Origin of the sequence: Streptomyces sp. TG1A-8 (assembly GCF_030499535.1) — a bacterium.
Taxonomy (GTDB): Bacteria; Actinomycetota; Actinomycetes; order Streptomycetales; family Streptomycetaceae; genus Streptomyces.
In genome coordinates this window covers 5592330-5611679 of the sequence record NZ_JASTLB010000001.1, presented here as the reverse complement: position 1 = coordinate 5611679, position 19350 = coordinate 5592330, and the positions used below count along the sequence as shown (strand labels likewise).

General features: G+C 73.7%; 15 protein-coding genes and 4 pseudogenes. 7 read left to right on the top strand and 12 right to left on the bottom strand.

Going from position 1 to position 19350, the window contains the following annotated elements; translation table 11 throughout:
• Window positions 1-151 precede the first annotated feature (151 nt).
• Window positions 152-610 (bottom strand): redox-sensitive transcriptional activator SoxR, encoded by a 459-nt coding sequence (gene soxR / locus QQY24_RS24685; protein WP_301974911.1) that lies wholly within the window; start codon window positions 608-610, stop codon window positions 152-154.
• A 105-nt stretch (window positions 611-715) separates the two neighbouring features.
• Here soxR and QQY24_RS24680 point away from each other — a divergent pair, with 105 nt between their 5' ends.
• Complete coding sequence (locus QQY24_RS24680) at window positions 716-1177, top strand: MaoC family dehydratase (RefSeq protein ID WP_301974910.1); 462 nt, start codon at window positions 716-718, stop codon at window positions 1175-1177.
• Here QQY24_RS24680 and QQY24_RS24675 read toward each other — a convergent pair.
• The 3 genes from QQY24_RS24675 to QQY24_RS24665 form a co-directional block, all read right to left on the bottom strand.
• Complete coding sequence (locus QQY24_RS24675) at window positions 1168-1812, bottom strand: TetR/AcrR family transcriptional regulator (RefSeq protein WP_301974909.1); 645 nt, start codon at window positions 1810-1812, stop codon at window positions 1168-1170. The genes QQY24_RS24680 and QQY24_RS24675 overlap by 10 nt on opposite strands.
• Window positions 1813-1912: 100 nt before the next feature.
• On the bottom strand, window positions 1913-2200 hold the full coding sequence (locus QQY24_RS24670) for a YiaA/YiaB family inner membrane protein (RefSeq protein ID WP_301974908.1): 288 nt from the start codon (window positions 2198-2200) through the stop codon (window positions 1913-1915).
• Between the two features lie 99 nt (window positions 2201-2299).
• Window positions 2300-3451, bottom strand: coding sequence for an acyl-CoA dehydrogenase family protein (locus tag QQY24_RS24665; protein WP_301976349.1), 1152 nt, complete (start codon window positions 3449-3451; stop codon window positions 2300-2302).
• 90 nt (window positions 3452-3541) lie between these two features.
• On the opposite strand from QQY24_RS24665, the gene QQY24_RS24660 reads away from it, so the two are divergent.
• Window positions 3542-4183, top strand: coding sequence for a TetR/AcrR family transcriptional regulator (locus QQY24_RS24660; protein WP_301974907.1), 642 nt, complete (start codon window positions 3542-3544; stop codon window positions 4181-4183).
• A gap of 138 nt (window positions 4184-4321) precedes the next feature.
• Here the strand turns inward: QQY24_RS24660 and QQY24_RS24655 are convergent, their stop codons facing one another.
• The 6 genes and pseudogenes from QQY24_RS24655 to QQY24_RS24630 form a co-directional block, all read right to left on the bottom strand.
• Window positions 4322-5404 (bottom strand): Zn-dependent alcohol dehydrogenase, encoded by a 1083-nt coding sequence (locus QQY24_RS24655; protein WP_301974906.1) that lies wholly within the window; start codon window positions 5402-5404, stop codon window positions 4322-4324.
• Window positions 5405-5419: 15 nt separating this feature from the next.
• Window positions 5420-6808 carry an aldehyde dehydrogenase family protein gene (locus QQY24_RS24650; protein ID WP_301974905.1) on the bottom strand — a complete coding sequence of 463 codons (1389 nt, stop codon included), beginning with the start codon at window positions 6806-6808 and terminating at the stop codon, window positions 5420-5422.
• A gap of 260 nt (window positions 6809-7068) precedes the next feature.
• Complete coding sequence (locus QQY24_RS24645) at window positions 7069-7782, bottom strand: class F sortase (protein WP_301974904.1); 714 nt, start codon at window positions 7780-7782, stop codon at window positions 7069-7071.
• The gene (locus QQY24_RS24640; protein WP_301974903.1) at window positions 7769-8422 is read right to left on the bottom strand and encodes a hypothetical protein; all 654 of its coding nucleotides are present in this window, start codon (window positions 8420-8422) and stop codon (window positions 7769-7771) included. Before QQY24_RS24640 ends, QQY24_RS24645 begins: the two co-directional genes overlap by 14 nt.
• A gap of 240 nt (window positions 8423-8662) precedes the next feature.
• A complete protein-coding gene (locus QQY24_RS24635; protein ID WP_301974902.1) occupies window positions 8663-10915 on the bottom strand; it encodes a molybdopterin oxidoreductase family protein in 2253 nt (750 codons plus the stop codon).
• Window positions 10916-11040: 125 nt separating this feature from the next.
• A pseudogene (locus tag QQY24_RS24630) lies at window positions 11041-11657 on the bottom strand (TetR family transcriptional regulator).
• 220 nt (window positions 11658-11877) lie between these two features.
• Between QQY24_RS24630 and hmgA the strand changes: the two are divergent.
• From hmgA to QQY24_RS24610, 4 genes and pseudogenes are all read left to right on the top strand, one after another.
• Window positions 11878-13191, top strand: coding sequence for a homogentisate 1,2-dioxygenase (hmgA, locus tag QQY24_RS24625; RefSeq protein WP_301976348.1), 1314 nt, complete (start codon window positions 11878-11880; stop codon window positions 13189-13191).
• 45 nt (window positions 13192-13236) lie between these two features.
• Window positions 13237-13986, top strand: a complete 750-nt coding sequence (locus QQY24_RS24620) for a GntR family transcriptional regulator (RefSeq protein ID WP_301974901.1) — start codon at window positions 13237-13239, stop codon at window positions 13984-13986.
• 26 nt (window positions 13987-14012) lie between these two features.
• Window positions 14013-15176, top strand: coding sequence for a type ISP restriction/modification enzyme (locus tag QQY24_RS24615; RefSeq protein ID WP_301974900.1), 1164 nt, complete (start codon window positions 14013-14015; stop codon window positions 15174-15176).
• A gap of 59 nt (window positions 15177-15235) precedes the next feature.
• A pseudogene (locus QQY24_RS24610) lies at window positions 15236-15629 on the top strand (CoA transferase); the annotation flags it as partial.
• Here QQY24_RS24610 and QQY24_RS24605 read toward each other — a convergent pair.
• Window positions 15630-15790 (bottom strand): annotated as a pseudogene (locus QQY24_RS24605) (IS5/IS1182 family transposase); the annotation flags it as partial. It abuts the pseudogene before it with no gap.
• Between the two features lie 109 nt (window positions 15791-15899).
• On the opposite strand from QQY24_RS24605, the pseudogene QQY24_RS24600 reads away from it, so the two are divergent.
• Window positions 15900-16607, top strand: a pseudogene (locus tag QQY24_RS24600) (transposase); the annotation flags it as partial.
• A 193-nt stretch (window positions 16608-16800) separates the two neighbouring features.
• Here the strand turns inward: QQY24_RS24600 and QQY24_RS24595 are convergent.
• Window positions 16801-19341 (bottom strand): DUF4118 domain-containing protein, encoded by a 2541-nt coding sequence (locus QQY24_RS24595; RefSeq protein ID WP_301974899.1) that lies wholly within the window; start codon window positions 19339-19341, stop codon window positions 16801-16803.
• Between the last annotated feature and the right edge of the window lie 9 nt (window positions 19342-19350).

Genomic DNA, 19350 nt, shown 5'->3' with positions numbered 1-19350 from the left:
CGGTCGGACCCGGCGGTCCGGGCCGGTGAGGCGGGGCCGCCCCACACGGGCGCGACCGGCCGCGACGGGTGCCGGCCCCGGCCGACGGCCCGCCGTGCGCGGCAACCGGCCCGGGAGCACGCACCGGTCCGGCAGTGCCGCGCACCGCCCGCTACCGCCCCTCCGCCAGCAGCCGTGACCCGGTCAGCCGCTCGCCGAACGCGTCGCCGGGGTTGGACAGCACACAGGTGTCCAGCGACAGGCACCCGCACCCGATGCAGTCGGTCAGGTGATCGCGCAGGCGGTTCAGCCGCTTGATGCGCTCGTCCAGTTCCGAGCGCCAGGCCTGTGACAGCCGGGCCCAGTCCTCGCGGGTCGGGGTGCGCTCTTCGGGGAGCTGCGCGAGCGCCTCGCGGATCGTGGCCAGCGGGATGCCGACCCGCTGGGCCGCGCGCACGAAGGCCACCCGGCGCAGCGTGTCACGGGTGTAGCGGCGCTGGTTCCCGGGGGTGCGGCGGCTGCTGATCAGCCCCTTGGACTCGTAGAAGTGCAGGGTGGACACGGCGGCGCCGCTACGCGCGGACACCTGGCCGACGGTCAGCTCGTGGATCTTCTCGGGAATCTGCGGCACCCCGCAGAGCCTACCGACCCGCCGTCCGCCGCGGTCCGTTGACAGGGACTCCGCACCCGACCATGCTAAGCAGTTGCTTAGACATGCGAGCGAGAGGCCGGGAACATGGCAGAACCGAGGACCTTCACCTCCCCCGACGAGCTGAGGGCCGCCGTGGGCGAGCAGCTCGGGTACACCGACTGGGTCGAGATCGACCAGAAGCGGATCGACCTGTTCGCCGACGCCACCGGGGACCACCAGTGGATCCACGTCGACCCGGAGAAGGCCGCCGCCGGGCCCTTCCGGACCACCATCGCGCACGGCTACCTCACCCTGTCCCTGCTCCCGCTGTTCGGGCCGCAGTTGATCAGCGTCGAGGGCGTGAAGATGGGCGTGAACTACGGGACGAACAAGGTCCGCTTCCCCTCCCCCGTCCCGGTCGGCTCCCGACTGCGCGCCACCGCCGCCATCACCGGGGTCGAGGACGTGCCCGGAGGCGTCCAGGTGGCGGTTGCCTTCACCGTGGAGCGCGAGGGCGGCGACAAGCCGGTCTGCGTCGCCGAGTCGGTGTCCCGGTACTACCTCTGAGCGCCGGGCGCCCGCTCGGCGCCCACCATCCGCAGCACGAGGTCGGCGTAGAGCGCGCCGACCTCCTCGGGGGTGCGCGGCCCCTCCACGTTGAACCAGCGGGCCACGTCGATGCACAGCGACAATACGGCCAGGGTGGTGCCCTGGACGTCCGCCACCTGGAACTCGCCGCAGGCCACGCCGTCCTCTATGATCCCGCGCACCTCGGCGTCGACCTGGCGGCGCAGCGCCACGATCTCGGCGCGGGCCCCGGGGCCGAGCGCGTCGAGCTCGTACTGCACGACCCGCGCCGTGGTGCGCCGGCCGGCGTGCCAGCGGACGAAGGAGCCGACCGCGTCGGCCAGCCGCTCGGCGGGGCTGCCCTCGCGCCGGGCCGCCGTGCGCAGGATGTCCAGGGCCTTGTCGTGGCCGATCCGGCTGATCCGGTGGAGCAGCTCCTCCTTGGTCCTGTAGTGGATGTAGAGCGCGGCCGGGCTCATGCCGGCCCGGCCCGCGATGTCGCGGGTCGTCGTCGCGTGGTACCCGCGCTCGGCGAAGGCCTCCACGGCGGCGACGAGGAGCCGCCGGGCCGCGTCGGGGGTGACCTCTTCCCACGGCTCGACCTCGCCGCCGGTCGTCTCCTGCGCCGTACTCATCGCTCGCTCGCCCCTTCCGGTGACAGGAGCACCACCATACCGCCGAAGCTGAGCGCTCGCTTAGGGCGGCCGTCCGGCGCGGTCCGGGCCGCCGGAGCGCTCAGAGCTTCTCGAAGGGGTCGTGCTCGGCGAGCAGCTTCTCCAGCCGCGCCTGGTCGACGCGGCTGACGATCTGCCCGGCCTCCTGGCGGTCGCGGATCACCTTGGCGAGGGTGAACGCGGACGTGACGAGGTAGAGCACGGCGATGCCGAGGAAGCCGCGCACCCAGGCGTCGGCGTGCAGGCGGACGATGCCGAGGGTGGCGGCCGCCATGGCGACGGCGAAGGACGCGACGGCCTGCCCGTAGAAGGCGGCCGTGCTCTGCTGCTTGACCGGTGTGTCGCTCATGGGACGAGCATCGGCCCCGGGCGGCCCGCACCGCATCCGCCGGGGTACTCAGGACGGGTACTCAGGACGGGCGGGGCCGGCGGGCGCGGCGGGGCGCGCTCAGAAGGCCGAGACCCCGGTCAGCGCCCGCCCGATGAGGAGCTTCTGGATCTGGCTGGTGCCCTCGTAGAGGGTCATCACGCGGGCGTCGCGCAGCAGCTTGCCGGCCGGGTACTCGTCGATGTAGCCGTAGCCGCCGAAGACCTGCAGGGCGTTGTTGGCGGCGCGCACGGCGGCCTCGGAGGCGAACAGCTTGGCCTTGGAGGACTCCACGGCGAAGGGCTGCCCCCGGTCGATCAGGTCGGCGACCCGCCAGGTCAGCAGCCGGGCCGCGTCCACGTCGACGGCGATGTCGCTGATCAGTTCCTGCACCAGCTGGTGGCGGGCGATCGGCTTGCCGAACTGCTCGCGCTCGCCGGCGTACCGGACGGCCGCGTCCAGCGCGGCCTGGGCTATGCCGACGCAGCCCGCGGCCACCGACATCCGCCCCTTGGCGAGCGCGGACATGGCGACGGAGAAGCCCTTGCCCTGCGCACCCACCATCGCCGAGGCGGGCACCCGGACGTCCTCCAGGACCAGTTCCGCGGTGGCCTGGCCGCGCAGGCCGAGCTTGCCGTGGACGGTGCGGCGGGACAGGCCGGGGGTGTCGGCGGGCACCAGGAAGGCGGAGACGCCCTTGTGGCCGGGAGCGTCGGTGGAACGGGCGAAGAGCAGGACGACGTCGGCCCAGGTGCCGTTGGTGATGAACATCTTGGTGCCGTTGAGGACGTAGTCGTCCCCGTCGTGCACGGCCCGGGTGGTGAGGTTGCCGGCGTCGGAGCCGGTGCCGGGTTCGGTGAGGCCGAAGCAGCCGACGTACTCCCCGGCGGTCAGACCGGGCAGCCAGCGGCGCTTCTGCTCCTCGCTGCCCCAGGCGGCGACGGACTTGGCGACCAGTCCGAGCGAGACGGAGACGATTCCGCGCACCGAGGAGTCGCCGCGACCCAGCTCCTCGGTGACCAGGCAGTACGCGAGGTGGTCGCCGCCCGAGCCGCCGTACTCCTCGTCGATGGTCAGGCCGAGGAAGCCGACGTCGCCGAGCTTCCTCACGATGCCCCGGTCGACCTCCTCGGCCCGGTCCCAGGCGACGACGTGCGGGGCGATCTCGCGCTCCACGAAGTCCCGGGCGAGCTGCCGTACGGCGGCCTGCTCCTCGCTCAGCTCCAGGTTCACCACGCGATCACCCCGCACCAGACAGATCTTGAAAGCCGTACCCTTAAATTAGCACTGCTAGTTTCTTGTCGCAGCCCTACTATGTGCGCCATGGCCCGACCGCGCAAGCCCCTGCTCAGCACCGACCGGATCGTCGAGACGGCCCGGGAACTCGTGGACGCGGAGGGCCTGGCGGCCGTCTCCACCCGGCGGCTCGCCGCCGAACTGGGAGTGAGCGGGCCCTCGCTGTACAACCACTTCCGCACCAAGGACGACATCCTGGAGGCGGTCGCGGACTCGGTGAGCGCGCTGGTGGACCTGTCGATGTTCGAGGACGCCCGGGACTGGCGGACCGCGCTGCACGACTGGGCCGCCTCCTACCGGGCCGCCCTGCGCGACCACCCGAACATCGTCCCGGTCCTGGCCCGCGGCCCCGGTCGCCGCCCGGCCGCGCTGCGGCTGGCCGACGCGGTCTACGGCGCGATGGTCGACGCGGGCTGGCCGCCCGCGCAGGCCACCTCCATCGGGGCGCTGATGCGCTACTTCATCATGGGCTCCGCGCTGGGCTCCTTCGCGGCGGGCTTCGTGGACGACGCGAGCGCGTACGACCCCGCCGACTACCCCCACCTCCAGCAGGCGCACCTGCTGGCCGAGCAGCAGGAGAAGATCGACGAGCGGGCCTTCGAGACGGGGCTCACGGCGCTGCTGGACGGGCTGGCGCGGCAGTACGAGCAGGTGCGGCAGGGGTCGTAGCGCGGCGGCCGCGGGGCGGGCACCGCACACCGGGGGCGCGGGGCCGCGAGGGGCGGGGCGGGCGGTCTCCCGTGCGCCCCGCACGCACGGTCCGCCGTCGCGCCCGCCCGGGTCCCGGCGCCGCCGGCCGGGTGTCCCTCAGAACACCACCAGCGCCCGGCCGCCCCGGCCCGCGAGCATGTTGTCGAAGGCGGCCGGGATGCCCTCCAGGGTGATCCGCTCGGTCACCAGCCGGGAGAGGTCCAGCCGGCCCTCCCGCACGTGTTCGGCGAGTACCGGCAGGTCGCGCGCCGGGTCGCAGTTGCCGTAGACGCAGCCGGACAGGGTGCGGCCCCAGTGGAAGATCTCCAGGGCGTTGAAGGTGACCTCCTGGTCCTTGCCGCCGATGCCGACGACGGTCGTGCGGCCGCCCCGGCGGGTGGACTCCCAGGCGGCGCGGATGGTGACCGCGCGACCCACGCACTCCACGGAGACGTCGACGCCCTGCTTGCCGGTCAGGGCGCGGATCTCGCGGGGGGTGGTGGCGGAGGCGAGGACGTAGTCGGTGGCACCGGCCGCGCGGGCCAGCTCCTCCTTCTCGGGGGAGACGTCGACCGCGACGATGCGGGAGGCGCCCGCGATCCGGGCCGACTGCAGGGCGGCCAGGCCGACGCCGCCGACACCGAACACGGCGACCGTCTCCCCGCGCCGGACCCGTGCCGAGTGGTGGACGGCGCCGTAGCCGGTGAGGACGGCGCAGCCGAGCAGGGCCGCGTCGGTGAGCGGGACGCCGTCGGGCAGGGGCAGCAGGCAGGACTCGGGGACGACCGTCTCCTCGGCGAACGCGGCGACGTTCAGGCCGGGGTGGAGTTCGGTGCCGTCGGCGGTGCGGGCGTGGAGGGCGCCGGCGCCGTTGAGGGCGTTGGCGCACAGCCAGACCTCACCGAGTGCGCAGGCGTGGCACTCCCCGCAGGCCGGTGCCCAGTTGAGGACCACGGCGGCGCCGGGTGAGACACCGGTGACCCCCTCCCCCACGGCGACGACCGTGCCCGCGCCCTCGTGGCCGAGGACCGCCGGGACCGGCACCCGCATGGTGCCGTTGGTCAGGGACAGGTCGGAGTGGCAGACGCCGGCGGCGGCGAGGCGGACCCGGACCCGTCCGGGTCCGGGGTCGGGCAGTTCGATCGCGGTGATCTCCAGGGGGGCGCCGATGGCGGGCAGGACGGCGGCTCGTACGACCATGGCTCGCTGACTTCCTCAGAACTGGAGGGACTTGGTCTGGAGGTACTCGGCGAGTCCGTGCGCGCCGAGTTCCCGGCCGACCCCGGACTGCTTGTACCCCCCGAAGGGGGCGAGGGGGTTGAACCGGCCGCCGTTGATGTCGACCTGGCCGGTGTCCATGCGGCGGGCGAAGGCCACCGCCTCGCTCTCGTCACCGGCCCAGACGGCCCCCGCGAGGCCGTACACCGTGCCGTTGGCGATGCGCAGGGCGTCGTCCTCGTCCTCGTAGCGCAGGACCGACAGGACCGGGCCGAAGATCTCCTCCTGGGCGACGGTCATGCCGGGGGTCACGTCCGCGAGGACGGTCGGGCTGACGAAGTAGCCCTTCTCGCGCGGGGCTTCGGGACCGCCGGCGACCGGGCGGGCACCCTCGGCGATGCCCTTCTCGATGTAACCGCGCACCCGCTGCTGCTGCTTGGCGTTGACGACCGGGCCGATGCGGTCGCCGTACTTGGCGGCGGCGGTGGCGGCCAGTTCGACGGCCTCGGCGTACTGCTCGCGGTGGACCAGCATGCGGGTCCAGGCGCTGCACGTCTGGCCGGAGTTGGCCATCACGTTGGCCACGCCGACGTTGACGGCCCTGGCGAGGTCGGCGCTGGGCAGGATGACGTTGGCCGACTTGCCGCCGAGTTCGAGGGCGACCTTCTTCACGGCCGCGCCGGCCACCGCGCCGATCCGCCGGCCGACCGCCGTGGAACCGGTGAAGGAGACCATGTCGACGTCCGGGTGTTCGGCGAGGGCCTGCCCGGCGACCGGGCCGAGACCGGTGACCAGGTTGAACACGCCGGCCGGCAGGCCCGCCTCGTGGACGGCCTCGGCGAAGAGCTGCGCGGTGAGCGGGGTGTCCTCGGCCGGCTTGAGGACGATCGTACAGCCGGCGGCCAGCGCCGGGGCGGCCTTGGCGACGATCTGGTGCAGGGGGTAGTTCCAGGGGGTGATCGCGGCGACGACGCCGACGGGCTCGTGCAGGACGGTGGAGTTGCCGACCCTCTCCTCGAAGGAGTGGGCCGCGGCCAGCTCGGCGTAGGAGCCCGCGACCGCGATCGGCACGCTCGCGTGCACCGCCTGCGAGAACGGCAGCGGGGAGCCCAGTTCGGCGGTGACCGTCGCGGCGATCTCGTCCTTGCGCGCCGCCAGGACGTCCCGCAGGGCGGCCAGGCGGGCGGCCCGCTCGGCGGGGGGCGTGGCGGCCCAGCCGGGCAGGGCGGCGCGCGCCGCGCGCACCGCGCCGTCGACGTCCGCGGCGCCGCCCGCCGGGACCCGGCCGATGACCTGCTCGTCGGCCGGGTTCACGACCTCGATCACGTCACGGCTCCCGGCGGGGCGCCAGACGCCGTCGATGTAGAGGCCGTCGTGTGCCTTCATGGTGCTTCCTCCCGGCGGGTCGGCGTCGTCCACCTCCAAACTAGCGGTGTTAGTTTTTGTGCGCCAGACGTCCCGGCCACCGGACGCGCCGGGACGCGCCCGCCGGGCCGGGGCCTCCGGGCCGGGCGGGCGGGGAGCGGGAGGAGGCGTGGCACGGCATCGGGCGCTTCGCCCGGGCGGGACGGGGAGCGGGGGAGCCGGTCCGGGCCGCCGGGGAGCCGCGCGCCGCCGGTGCGGGCGCCGCGGCCCGCACCGTGCGGTCACCTCGTGGCGGTCAGGTGGGCGAAGACGACCACGTTGCCCGTGTAGCCGGTGCGCCTGCTGAACAGGCCCCCGCAGGTGAGCACGCGCAGCTCCGGGCGCCGGACCGGGCCGTAGACCTCCTCGTCCGGGAAGCCGGCCTTGTCGAAGACCTTCACCCGGTCCACGGTGTAGACGGCGGTGCGGCCGTCGGCGCGCCGGGCCTCGATACGCCTGCCGGGCTCGACCTGGGCGAGCGCGGCGAAGACGGCGGGGCCCGTCCTGGTGTCGCGGTGGCCGACGGCGACCGCGGTGCCGGGCTCCCCCGGGGTGGGGCCGCCCTCGTACCAGCCGACCAGCCTGGGCCTGTCGACCGGCGGGGTCGCCAGCTGCCGGTCGCCGTCGAGCCGGACGGCGACGACGGGCGCGTCGATGCCCAGGGACGGGATGCGCAGGGACGTCGGCCGGGACCGGGCCAGCGGACGGGGCGGGGGTGCCGGGCGGGGCGCGGCGCGGTCCGGGCCGGTCCCGTCCCGGCCGGCGCCGCGCCCGTCGGCGCGGGCGGAGTCCGGGGCGGTGCCCCGTCCCGCGGCCCGGAGGGGTCCCCGGGCCCCGTCGTGCTCCCCGGACCGGACGCCCACCGCCACCAGGACGACCGCGAGCAGGGCCGTCCTGGCGAGGCGGTAGGCGCGCGTCCGGTACCAGGGCCTGCGCCCGCGCCTACGCGGCGCCATGGGGCCGCCGGCGGACCAGCCGGACGTACACGGCGGCGCCGGCCGCGACCACCGCCGCGGCGGCGGCCACCGGCGAGAAGGCGCCCACGGTGTCGATGAGGCCGCCGCCGCCCGCGTGGACGCCGCCCCTCGGGCCGTTCGGGTCGTCGCCCTGGCCCCAGGAGGTGTCGGCACGCTGGTGGTCCTCGATCTGGTTGTTCCGGTCGTGCCCCCCGTCCTGCTTGCCGTCGTGGCAGTTGACCCGGAAGACCTTCTCGCGGGGAGCGCCGGCCACGACCCAGGTGATCCGGTACTGGCCGTCGGCCAGGCCCAGCGGGTCCGTGTGCCCGGCGCCCCCGGCGAGCTGGATGGTGCCGGTGACGGTGGCGGCGGTGGGCAGCGGGGGCTGCGCCTGGATGGTGTAGGTGATGGCCGGCAGGACGTCGAAGTTGACGGCGTCCAGGTAGAACCTGCAGACCACCGGATCGTCCTTGGAGACGCCGAAGGGCACGCCCACGCGGTGCACCCGGATGTCGCCGTTCTCCCCCTGGGCCCTCGCGTACGGCGCCGCCGCCCATGACACGCCGGCCGCGGCGAGGGTGGTCAGGACGACGGTGGCGCCCGCGCGGGGGAGGGTTCGTGGAACTGTCAGGGTGGGCATGCAAGCTCCTCCGAGTTGGACGATTTTCATACAAATCGCTCTTCGGTTTGGACTCTCACGCATGCGCACCGCGGCCCGGGGCACCAACGCCGGACGCGCCGCCGGATGTCGCTCGTGCGGCGCAACCCCGGGCGCTCGCGCCGGACCCGCCCCCGCCCCGTCCGGCACCCGGTGGCCGCGGCGCGACGCCGCCGGCGGGGCACCGGCCCGCGGGCGGGAGGCTCCGGGCCGGTCCCCTGCTCAGCCCACCGGGGCAGGCGTCCCCGGCACGGCGCTCACCTCGACCGGCACCCCGTTGAGGACGGCGTTGCCCGACAGCGGGTCGAGCAGGCTGCCGTCCAGGAGCTGGTTGACGTTGACGCCGGGGACGGTGGCGGCGTGGCCGAGCCGGGTGCCGGGGCGGTGGTGGCCCCAGCCGTGCGGGAGGCTCACCACGCCCCGCCGGACCTCGTCGGTGACCTCGGCGGGCACGGTCACCCCTCCCCCGGCGCCCTTCACCCGCACCGGCTCCCCGTCGCGCACGCCGAGCCGTTCGGCGTCCTCGGGGTGCAGGTGCAGGGTGCAGCGGTTGCTGCCGCCGGTGAGGGCGGGCACGTTGTGCATCCAGCTGTTGTTGGAGCGCAGGTGGCGGCGGCCGACGAGGACGAGTCCGGCGGGCCGCTCGCGCAGGGCCGCGCGGAGCCTGGGCAGGTCGCCGGCGATGGGCTCCGGCAGCAGTTCGACCTTGCCGCTGCGGGTCTTCAGCGGTTGCGGCAGGCGGGGGCGCAGCGGCCCGAGGTCGATGCCGTGCGGGTGGGCGAGCAGTTCGCGCAGCGTCAGTCCGCCGGGCCGGGCGCCGAAGCCGTCGCCGTAGGGGCCGAGGCGCAGCATCAGGTCCAGCCGCCGCTCGGGTCCGGTGTCGCCGTGCAACCGGGCAGCGAGTTCCCCCGGGTCGCGGCCGTGCACCGGCGAGTGGGGTTCGCGCACGGCCTTGCCGAGGGTCTGCTCGATCACCGCCCGGTCCACGGCGGCCGGGTCGGCGCCGTGCCTGCCGGTGACGGCCAGGATCAGCCGGGCCCAGATCTCCGTCTCGGCCATGCAGCCCGCTTCCAGGGGGACGGCGGGCCTGCTGTAGCGGACCTGGTGGCGCACGGCGAAGGTGTTGAAGACGAAGTCGTGGTGCGGGCTCTGGGAGGGCGGGGGCGGGGGCAGGACGACGTCCGCGTGGCACGAGGTCTCGTTCAGGTACGGGTCGACGCTGACCATGAAGTCCAGTGCGTCCAGGGCCTTGCCGAGGCGGTCGCCGTCGGGGGCGGACAGCACCGGATTGGCGGCGAGCACGACCAGCGCGCGGACGGGTTCGCCCTCCTCGGTGGCGGTGTCGATCTCCTCGGCGAGCGCGGAGAGCGGCAACTCCCCCTTGGCCTCGGGCAGCCGGCGCACCCGCGAGTGCCAGCGGCCGAGCGCGAAGCCCCGGCCGGGGCCGGCCGGGCGCGGGGTCCGGTCGGTGGCCGCCTGCGGGAACAGGGCGCCTCCCGGCCGGTCGAGGTTGCCGGTGAGGACGTTGAGGACGTCGACCAGCCAGCTCGCCAGGGTGCCGTGCGGGACGGTGCAGCTGCCGATGCGGGCGTAGACGGCCGCGGTGGGGGCGGCGGCCAGGTCGCGGGCGAGGGTGCGGATGAGGCCGGCGTCGACGTCGCAGGCCCCGGCGACGGCTTCGGGGGTGAAGTCCCGCAGGGCTTCGCGGACCTCGTCCACGCCCTGCACGTGCGGGGCGAGGTCCCCGGGGTCGGTCAGGTCCTCCTCGAAGAGCACCGTGGCCATCGCGGCGAGCAGCAGGGCGTCGGTGCCGGGGCGGATCGCCACGTGGCGGTCGGCGAGCCTGGCGGTGCGGGTGCGGCGCGGGTCGACGACGGTGAGCCGGCCGCCGCGGGCCCTGAGCGCCCTGAGCTTGCCGGGGAAGTCGGCGGCGGTGCACAGACTGCCGTTGGACTCCAGCGGGTTGGCGCCGATGAGGAGCAGGTGGCCGGTGTGGTCCAGGTCCGGTACCGCGATGGCGTGGGCGTCGCCGAAGAGCAGCCCGCTGGAGACGTGCTTGGGCATCTGGTCGACCGTGGAGGCGGTGAACAGGCTGCGGGTGCGCAGCGCGCCGAGCAGGACGCCGGGGTAGAGGGCGCCGGCCATGGTGTGCGCGTTGGGGTTGCCGAGGACCACGCCGAGGCTGTCGGGACCGTGGCGCTCCACGACCGGGCGCAGGCCGGCGGCGACCGCGTCGAAGGCCTCCTCCCAGGTGGCCTCGCGCAGCGCGCCGTCCCTGCGGACGAGCGGGGTGCGCAACCGGTCGGGGTCGCCGTCGACGGCGCCGAAGGAGGCGCCCTTGGGGCAGACGAAGCCCTTGCTGAAGACGTCCTCGCGGTCGCCGCGGGCGCCGGTGACACGGGTGCCCTCGATGGTGAGGGTCAGCCCGCAGGTGGCCTCGCACAGGGGGCAGATTCGCAGGGCGGTGCGGGACACGGGTCCTCCCGGGGGTCGGCGACGGTGCCGGGCCGGCACAGGCGGGCCCTGGACGCGAGCATACCGACCGGTTGGCATGGAGGGGAGTCCTCGCCGTCGGCCGGTTCCGGCGACGCCCGGGGGACTCAGTCGAGCACGCGCCCCAGGTACGCCCGCAGCAGTTCCCGGGCCTCCCCGAGGATCGCCTCGTCGCCCTGCGGGTCGGCCCGGAACGCCAGTTGGACGAGGGTGTCCGCGCTTTCCACGGCGATCAGGAAGACACGGCGCAGCTCGTCGTCGGGGGTGCGGCCGAGGAAACCGGAGAGCAGGTCGGTGAGGCGGTCGGCGACGCGGGTGTTGGGCTCGGCCCGGTGGACGCCGACGGGTATCTGGTTGCCGAAGTCCACCAGGGAGAAACCGGGCGCGGTGCGCTTCATGTCCAGGTACTCGTCCAGTACGGCGTCCATGGCGGCCCGCCAGTCCCCCGTCCGGCCCGCTCCAGGCGCTCGGCGACCCGCCCGGCGTACCGGTCCAGGTTGCGCTGGGCGAGGGCGTCGGCCATCTGCCGCTTGTTGCCGAAGAACCGGTAGACCGAGCCGATGGGCACTCCGGCGCGCAGGGCGACGGCCCGGGTGCTCAGGCCGTCGTAGCCGGCCTCGTCGAGGAGTTCGGCGCAGGCGTCGAGGATTCTGGTCAGCCGTTCGGCGCTGCGCCGCTGGACGGGCGCGCGGCGCAGGGAGCTCGCGTGGGGCACGGGTTTCATGATGCCTTTCCGCCGGGGTCCGGTGAACCTCGCCCCCCGGTACGGGCGCGGACCGCCGGCCCGCTCACCGCGGCCGGGAGGGCGGGGACAACGCCCCGCCCCGGATCCCCCTGGAGTCCGGTTCCCGCCCCCTGCCGGACGGCGGCCGCCCGTCCCCTTGCGCGCGCCCCCGCTCATTCCTACGGTGATGCAGAGGAATGAGGACCGCAAGGGAGCGATCATGCACGGGGACGCGCGGAAGACCGCCGAGGGACTGTCGTACCTCGCCGGGTTCGGCAACGAACACGCCTCCGAGGCGGTGCCGGGCGCGCTGCCCGAGGGCCGCAACGCGCCGCAGCGGGCGCCGCTCGGCCTGTACGCCGAGCAGTTGAGCGGTACGGCCTTCACCGAGCCGCGGGCCCGCAACCGCCGCTCCTGGCTGTACCGGATCCGCCCCTCGGCCGCGCACCCGGCGTTCACCCGCACCGGCAACGGCGCGGTGCGCACCGCCCCCTTCACCGAGACGGTGCCCGACCCCAACCGGTTGCGCTGGAACCCGCTGCCCGAGCCGCCCGCCGGCACGGACTTCCTGGCCGGCCTGTGGACGCTGGGCGGGAACGGCGACGCGGGCCTGCGCGCCGGGATGGCCGTGCACCTGTACCACGCCAACGCCTCGATGGAGCGGGTCTTCTCCGACGCCGACGGGGAGCTGCTGATCGTGCCGGAGCGGGGCGGGCTGCTGCTGCGCACCGAGTTCGGACTGCTGCATGTGGAGCCCGCACAGGTGGCACTGGTTCCGCGTGGGGTGCGCTTCCGTGTGGAGCTGCTGGACGCGTCCGCGCGCGGCTATGTGTGCGAGAACTACGGGGCACCGTTCCAACTGCCCGACCTCGGCCCGATCGGCGCCAACGGCCTGGCGAACCCCCGTGACTTCCGCGCACCGGTGGCGGCGTACGAGGACGTGGAGGGCCCGGTGGAGGTGGTGAACAAGTTCTGCGGCAACCTCTGGACGGCCACGTACGACCACAGCCCCCTGGACGTGGTCGCCTGGCACGGCAACCATGTGCCGTACGTCTATGACCTGCGCCGTTTCAATGTGATCGGCAGCATCTCCTACGACCACCCGGACCCGTCGATCTTCACCGTGCTGACCTCCCCGTCGGACACCCCGGGCCTGGCGGGCGTCGACTTCGTGGTCTTCGCGCCGCGCTGGCTGGTGGGCGAGGACACCTTCCGGCCGCCGTACTTCCACCGGAACGTGATGAGCGAGTACATGGGCCTGGTGGAGGGCGCCTACGACGCGAAGGCCGAGGGTTTCGTGCCGGGCGGCGGCTCGCTGCACAACATGATGTCGGCGCACGGGCCCGACCGGGACACCTTCGACCGGGCGAGCGCGGCGGAGCTGAGGCCGCAGAAGGTCGACGACGGACTGGCGTTCATGTTCGAGACCCGCTGGCCGGTGGCGCTCACCCCGCAGGCGGCCGGGGCGGAGCACCTGCAGCAGGGGTACGACGACGTGTGGCGGGGTCTCGAACGCCACTTCCGCACGCCGTGACGCCGGCGTTGCGCCGAACGTCCTCCGACGGATACGGATAGCCGCGTGACCTCCTTCGCCCCGGATTCGATCGTCCTGAACCGCAAGCTGCCGCTCTGGTACCAGGTGTCGCAGTCGCTGCGCGCCTCGATACTCGGGCGCTCACCGCAGGACCCGCTGCGCCTGCCCACCGAGGAGCGGCTGGCGGAGCACTACGGGGTCAGCGTGCTGACCATGCGCCAGGCGCTGAAGGAACTGGAGGACGAGGGGCTGATCAGCCGGCACCGGCGGCGCGGCACGTTCATCGAGCCGGGGGCGCGGCGCGGGGCGCCGGTGCGGCTGCTCGGCTCGGTGGACGCGATCGTGGCCCAGCAGTCCGGCATGGCGACCGAGCTGCTGGGGCACGGCAGGGCTGCCGTGCCCGGGGAACTCGCCGAGTACTTCCCCGGCCTCGCGGAGGTGGCGACCTACCACCGCCTGCGCAGCGACGAGAAGACCGGCGAGCCGACCAACCACGCCCGCAACCACGTCCGTCCCGAACTGGCCGCGCGGATCGACCTGGAGGACCTGGTCCGCTGGCCGATGACGAAGGTGCTGCGGGACGTCGCGGGCGCGGACATCGGCCGCATCACGGACACCGTGGAGGCCCGGCTCGCCGACCCGGAGACCGCGCGGCTGCTGCGGGTGCCGCTGCTGAGCCCGATCCTGCACTACACGGGCGTGACGTACGACGCCGCGGGCCGTGCGCTGGACGTGGCGGTCATCCACTACCGGGGCGACCGGTTCTCCTTCACGGTCACCTTGGACGCCAACTGATCCGGGCGCCCGCGGCAGGCTCTACGATGCCCAGCGTGACGCACGACGACGCTCCGCCGCTGGCGGACCTCATGCCGTGGTCCGTCGCACCGCTGCGGCCGGGCCGCGCCTGGCCGACGGCGCCCGACCCGGCGTGCCTGAGGGCCCGTTGGGACGCCCTGCTCAAGGCCCGGGGACCGGACCGGGAGGCGCTGTTCGAACCCACCCGCTCCCGCACGCTGCACACCGCCGTGGGACAGCTGCCGGGCCGGGTGGGCGGCACGGAGCGGCTGGCGCGGGCCGAGGGGCCCTGCGCGGAGCCCGTGCGCGTCCTGGCGGCGCCCTTCGACGAGCAGTGGCTGATCCCGGACCACCGGCTGCTCGACGCGGCCCGCCCGGAGCTGTGGCGGGTGGCGGACGGGCGGCAGGTGTTCGTGGTGGAGACGGGCGCGGGGTCCGCCGAGGGCGCTGCGCTGCTGGCGACCTCGCTGCTGCCCGCCCTCCGCGCGGGCCGCGTCCGCCCGCTGTACCGCCGCCCGGGCGGCACGGAACCGAACGTGGCGCCGGGCCTGGCGGAGCACCTGTCGGACCGCCTCGGTGAGCGCGTGACGGCCCTGGACCTGCTGGCCTGGATCCTGGCGGCGGTCCGCCCGGACCTGACCGTGCCGCTCACCGGGGACGCCGGGCTGTGGACGCGGGGCGTCGAGCTGGGACGCCGGACGCTGTGGCTGATGCGGCGCGACGGCGAACGGCCCAGGCTCCCCGGCGGCCGCCGCCCGTACGTCCGCGCGCCGCTTCCCGCGCGCCCCCTGACCCTCCGCTACGACCGCGACGAGGAGACCCTCCACCTCGACGGGGGCCGCGTCTCCCCCGTGCCGCCGCAGGCCTGGGACCACCGGGTGGCCGGAGTCCGGGTCCTGGAGGCCTGGTTCACCGCCCGCACCGCCCCGGCCGCCCCCGGCACCCTGGCGGCGATCCGTCCCGCGGTCTGGCCGCAGTCCTGGACGTCGGAACTCCTGGAGCTGATCACGGTCCTGACCCTGCTGGCGGAGGTCCGTCCGCTGCGCGTCGGACCGGCGGTGGCCTCGCCGGTGACGAGGACGGACCTCGGCCGGGCGGGCGTCCTCCCGCCCCCCTCCGCCTCCCGCCGCCCCGCCTCGGTCCTGGGCCACCGGGAGGAGGGGCCGGAGGGCCAGTTCGCGCTGCTCTAGAACCGGTGCCGGTGACCCGGTGCTGACACGGCAGCGGGCCGGAGGGGACCATCCACCCCGTGGACCGTCCCCCGCTGCCCCTGGCAGGGCATCACCGTCGTCGCCGCGGAACAGGCCGTGTCGGCGCCCTTCGCGACCCGGCAGCTCGCCGACCCGGGTGCCAGGGTCGTCAAGGTCGAGCGGGTGGACGGCGGTGACTTCGCGCGCGGCTACGACACCGCGGCCCGCGGGCTCGCCCCGCACTTCGTGTGGTGCAACCGCGGCAAGGAGTCCATCGCGTGGACCTGAAGGACCCGCGCGGCCTCGACGTCGTGCGCCGGCTGGTCGCGGACGCGGACGTGTTCGTGCAGAACCTCGCCCGCGTCGCGCACCCGCGGCTGATCGCCGTGGACGTCTCCGGTACGGAACCGGGGGCCGTTCGCGGAAAAGCCAGCGTACGACATGCTCGTGCAGTGAGTGGAACCGCCGGTCGGCGGCGATCCGGTCGATCGGCAGAAGCGTCCCGTCGAGCAGGACGTACGCCTTCGTCGAAGCAGCCTGGACGGCCTCGTCGAGGGTCGGTGCGAGTGCGGCCAGCAGGTCGACGATTCGCTGATGTAGCGGTAGACCGTGCTCGCGGAAACAGCTTCATGAGCACATCGTCAGAGCACGCGACGCATGATCGCGAACAGGCGGAGCAACGTGCTCAGCCGTCCGGATCACAAGATCGTCGACAGAACCCCGATGGGGGACGGTCAGGTCGCGAACCGGCCGATCTACGTGGTCATGGCCGTCACGGTCGAAGGCCGTCGCGGCGTCCTGGGGATCCGGGCCGGTGACGGCGGGGAGGGCGCAAAGTACGGGCTGCACGTGTTCACCGAGCTGAAGAACCGCGGCGTGGACGACGTGCTGATGCTGGTCTGCGACGGCCTGAAGGGCCTTCCGGACGCCGTCGAAACGGTCTGGCCCCGAACAATTGTTCAGACCTGCGTGATCCATCCGCTGGGCAACAGCTTCCGCTGTGCGGCCCGTCAGGACGGGGACGGGATCGTCAAAAAGCTGAAGCCGGCCCGCACCGCGCCGGACGAGGCCACGGCCACAGCCCGCTTCACCGAGTTCCAGGAGGAGCGGGGCGCCAAGTATCCCGCGATCGTCCGGCCCGGGGAGGACGCCTGGGCGGAGTCCGTGCCCTTCCGCTCCTTCGATGTCGAGATCCGCCAGGTCATCTGCTCGGCCAACGCGATCGAGCGCGTGAACGCACGGATCCGCAAGGCCGTCCGCGCCCGCGGGCACTTCCCGAACGAACAGGCCGCCATGAAGTGCGTCTATACGGCGCTGATTGTCCCTGGACCCGACAGGCAAGGGCCGCAAGCGCTGGACCATGTGCGGGAAGGCCCCACTGAACGCCTTCCGGATCCACTTGAAGGCCGGCTCACCCCGGCCACCCACTGACCGACCAACAACCAAGATCAGCCGTCGCTGCGCGGGAGTGGCCGTTGTGTACGGCGGTCACGTGCGGGCGACCGACGAGGTCGCAGCTGGAGGCCCTGACGGCCGTCCGTCGGCGTACCGTCTGCCGGCTGCGGCTGGCCGCCGGTCATATGGTCAGGGAACCCACGGACGTACCGTTCAGGGCATGAACGCCTCAGGTCGTTGCTGTCCAGAGGTCCGCCTGCTTCGCACGCCGCTGTGGTGCCGTCCGCAGGGCGAGGACCATGGTCAGGCCTCCGCCGGGCGTGTCCTCGGCGTCGAGGGTGCCGCCGATGGCCTCGGCAAAGCCACGGGCGACCGCGAGGCCGAGGCCGACGCCGGTGCCGCGGGGCGCGTCGCCGTACCGCTGGAACGGTTCGAATATCCCGCTCTTGGCCTCGTCGGGGACGCCGGGCCCGCGGTCGACGACCCTTACCTCGACCCGGTCGCCGAGGGCGCTCGCCGATACCAGGACCTTCTTGTGCGGCGGGCTGTACTTGACGGCGTTCTCGACGATGTTGGCGACGGCCCGCTCCAGCAGTCCCCGGTCGATGTGGACCATGGGCAGCGTTTCGGGGATGTCCAAGTCGACGCTGTCCTCGGGCACCCCGCCGAGTGCCATGGGCACGACCTCGTCGAGGTCGGTTTCGCGGATGATGGGGGTGACGGTGCCGGTCTGGAGCCGGGACATGTCGAGCAGGTTGCCGACCAACTGGTCGAGTCGGTCGGCGCCATCCTCGATGGCTTCCAGCAGTTGCGCCTCGTCCTCCTCGGACCAGTCGACGTCGTCGGAGCGCAGGGAGGACACTGCGGCCTTGATACCGGCGAGCGGGGTGCGCAGGTCGTGGCTGACGGCGGCGAGCAGAGCGGTGCGGATGCGGTTGCCCTCGGCGAGTTCCTTGGCCCGGTCGGCCTCCTCACGCAGCCGTCGGCGGTCCAGGACGACTGCGGCCTGGGCGGCGAACGCGGCCAGCACCCGGCGGTCGGCGGCCGGCAGCAACCTGCCGCGCAGGGAGAGGGCCATGTTGTCGCCCACGGGGACGTCGACGTCCGCGTCCTCGGGGATTTCGGCGGGCTGCGGTCCCACGCTGCCGGCGCAGGTCCAGGGGTTCGCCTCGCCGGTCCGTTCCAGCAGTGCCACCGACTCCATGCCGAAGGTCTCGCGGACCTGCTCCAGGAGAGCCTCGAGGCCGGTCTCGCCGCGCAGGACGTTGCCCGCCAGGAAGGAGAGGATCTCGGACTCGGCGCGTAGCCGGGCGGCCTGGTGGGTGCGCCGGGCCGCGAGGTCGACCACCGAGGCCACCGAGACGGCCACGCTGACGAAGACGACGATGGCGAAGATGTTCTTCGGGTCGGCGATCGTCAAGGTGTGCACGGGCGGGGTGAAGAACCAGTTGAGCAGCAGCGATCCCACCACCGCAGAGGCCAGCGCCGGGAAGAGACCGCCCAGCAGGGCCGCCGCCACCGTCAGGGCCAAGAAGAGCAGCACGTCGTTGGCGAGGCCGACGTCCGGCGCTACCCGCGTAAGGAGCCAGGTAAGCAGGACAGGGCCGAGTACGCCGACCAGCCAGCCGCTGACCACGCGCGAGCGTCCCAGGCGCGCTCCGCGCGCCGCGGGCAGTCCGCGGCCTTTACCTACCTTGTCGTGCGTGATGAGGTGGACGTCGAGGTCGGGGCCGGAGGCGCGGGCGACCGTGGTTCCGACGCCCGGCCCGAGGACGTACTGCCAACTCTTGCGCCGGGAGACGCCGAGGACTATCTGGGTGGCGTTCACTCCCCGGGCGAAGTCGAGGAGGGCGGCCGGTATGTCGTCGCCGATGACGTGGTGGAAGGTGCCGCCGAGGTCCTCGACCAGAATGCGCTGGAGGGCCAGCTCCTTCGGGGAGGCGGCGGTGAGGCCGTCGCTGCGGGATATGTAGACGGCGAGCACCTCACCGCCGGCGCCCTTCTCGGCCAGTCGCACGGCCCGCCGGATGAGGGTGCGCCCCTCGGGCCCGCCGGTCAGGCCGACGACGATGCGCTCACGCGAACCCCAGATGGCCGAGACGCGGTGCTCGCTGCGGTACTCGGTCAGATATGCGTCGACCCGATCGGCCACCCACAGCAGTGCCAGCTCTCGCAGGGCGGTGAGGTTGCCGGGCCGAAAGTAGTTGGCCAGGGCCGCGTCGACCTTGTCCGCTCGGTAGATGTTGCCGTGCGCCATGCGGCGGCGCAGCGCCTCCGGGGACATGTCGACCAGCTCGATCTGATCGGCCCGCCGTATGACTTCGTCGGGGACGGTCTCACGCTGCCGTACCCCGGTGATCGACTCGACCACATCGCCCAGCGACTCCAGATGCTGGATGTTCACGGTCGATATCACGTCGATGCCCGCGGCGAGCAGTTCCTCCACGTCCTGCCAGCGCTTGGCGTTGCGCGAGCCGGGCACGTTGGTGTGGGCCAGCTCGTCGACCAGGGCGACTGCGGGGGCGCGGCGCAGAACGGCGTCCACGTCCATCTCGGTGAAGACGGCGTCCCGGTGGACGATCTCCTTGCGGGGCACCTGCTCCAAGCCGTGCAACAGCGCCTCGGTGCGCGATCGGTTGTGGTGCTCGAGGAAGGCGACGGCGCAGTCGGTGCCCCGTTCGACACGGCGGTGTGCCTCCGCCAGCATCGCGTACGTTTTGCCGACGCCGGGTGCCGCGCCGAGGTAGATCCGGAGTTTGCCGCGTGCCATGTGTTTCTC

Excerpts from the sequence above, each read along its gene's own strand:
- hmgA (WP_301976348.1), top strand. The coding sequence starts at position 11,878 with ATGCACGGGGACGCGCGGAAGACCGCCGAGGGACTGTCGTACCTCGCC.
- QQY24_RS24670 (WP_301974908.1), bottom strand. The coding sequence starts at position 2,200 with ATGAGCGACACACCGGTCAAGCAGCAGAGCACGGCCGCCTTCTACGGG.
- QQY24_RS24675 (WP_301974909.1), bottom strand. The coding sequence starts at position 1,812 with ATGAGTACGGCGCAGGAGACGACCGGCGGCGAGGTCGAGCCGTGGGAA.
- QQY24_RS24645 (WP_301974904.1), bottom strand. The coding sequence starts at position 7,782 with ATGGCGCCGCGTAGGCGCGGGCGCAGGCCCTGGTACCGGACGCGCGCC.
- QQY24_RS24660 (WP_301974907.1), top strand. The coding sequence starts at position 3,542 with ATGGCCCGACCGCGCAAGCCCCTGCTCAGCACCGACCGGATCGTCGAG.
- QQY24_RS24650 (WP_301974905.1), bottom strand. The coding sequence starts at position 6,808 with ATGAAGGCACACGACGGCCTCTACATCGACGGCGTCTGGCGCCCCGCC.
- QQY24_RS24640 (WP_301974903.1), bottom strand. The coding sequence starts at position 8,422 with ATGCCCACCCTGACAGTTCCACGAACCCTCCCCCGCGCGGGCGCCACC.
- QQY24_RS24655 (WP_301974906.1), bottom strand. The coding sequence starts at position 5,404 with ATGGTCGTACGAGCCGCCGTCCTGCCCGCCATCGGCGCCCCCCTGGAG.
- QQY24_RS24680 (WP_301974910.1), top strand. The coding sequence starts at position 716 with ATGGCAGAACCGAGGACCTTCACCTCCCCCGACGAGCTGAGGGCCGCC.
- QQY24_RS24595 (WP_301974899.1), bottom strand. The coding sequence starts at position 19,341 with ATGGCACGCGGCAAACTCCGGATCTACCTCGGCGCGGCACCCGGCGTC.
- QQY24_RS24615 (WP_301974900.1), top strand. The coding sequence starts at position 14,013 with ATGCCCAGCGTGACGCACGACGACGCTCCGCCGCTGGCGGACCTCATG.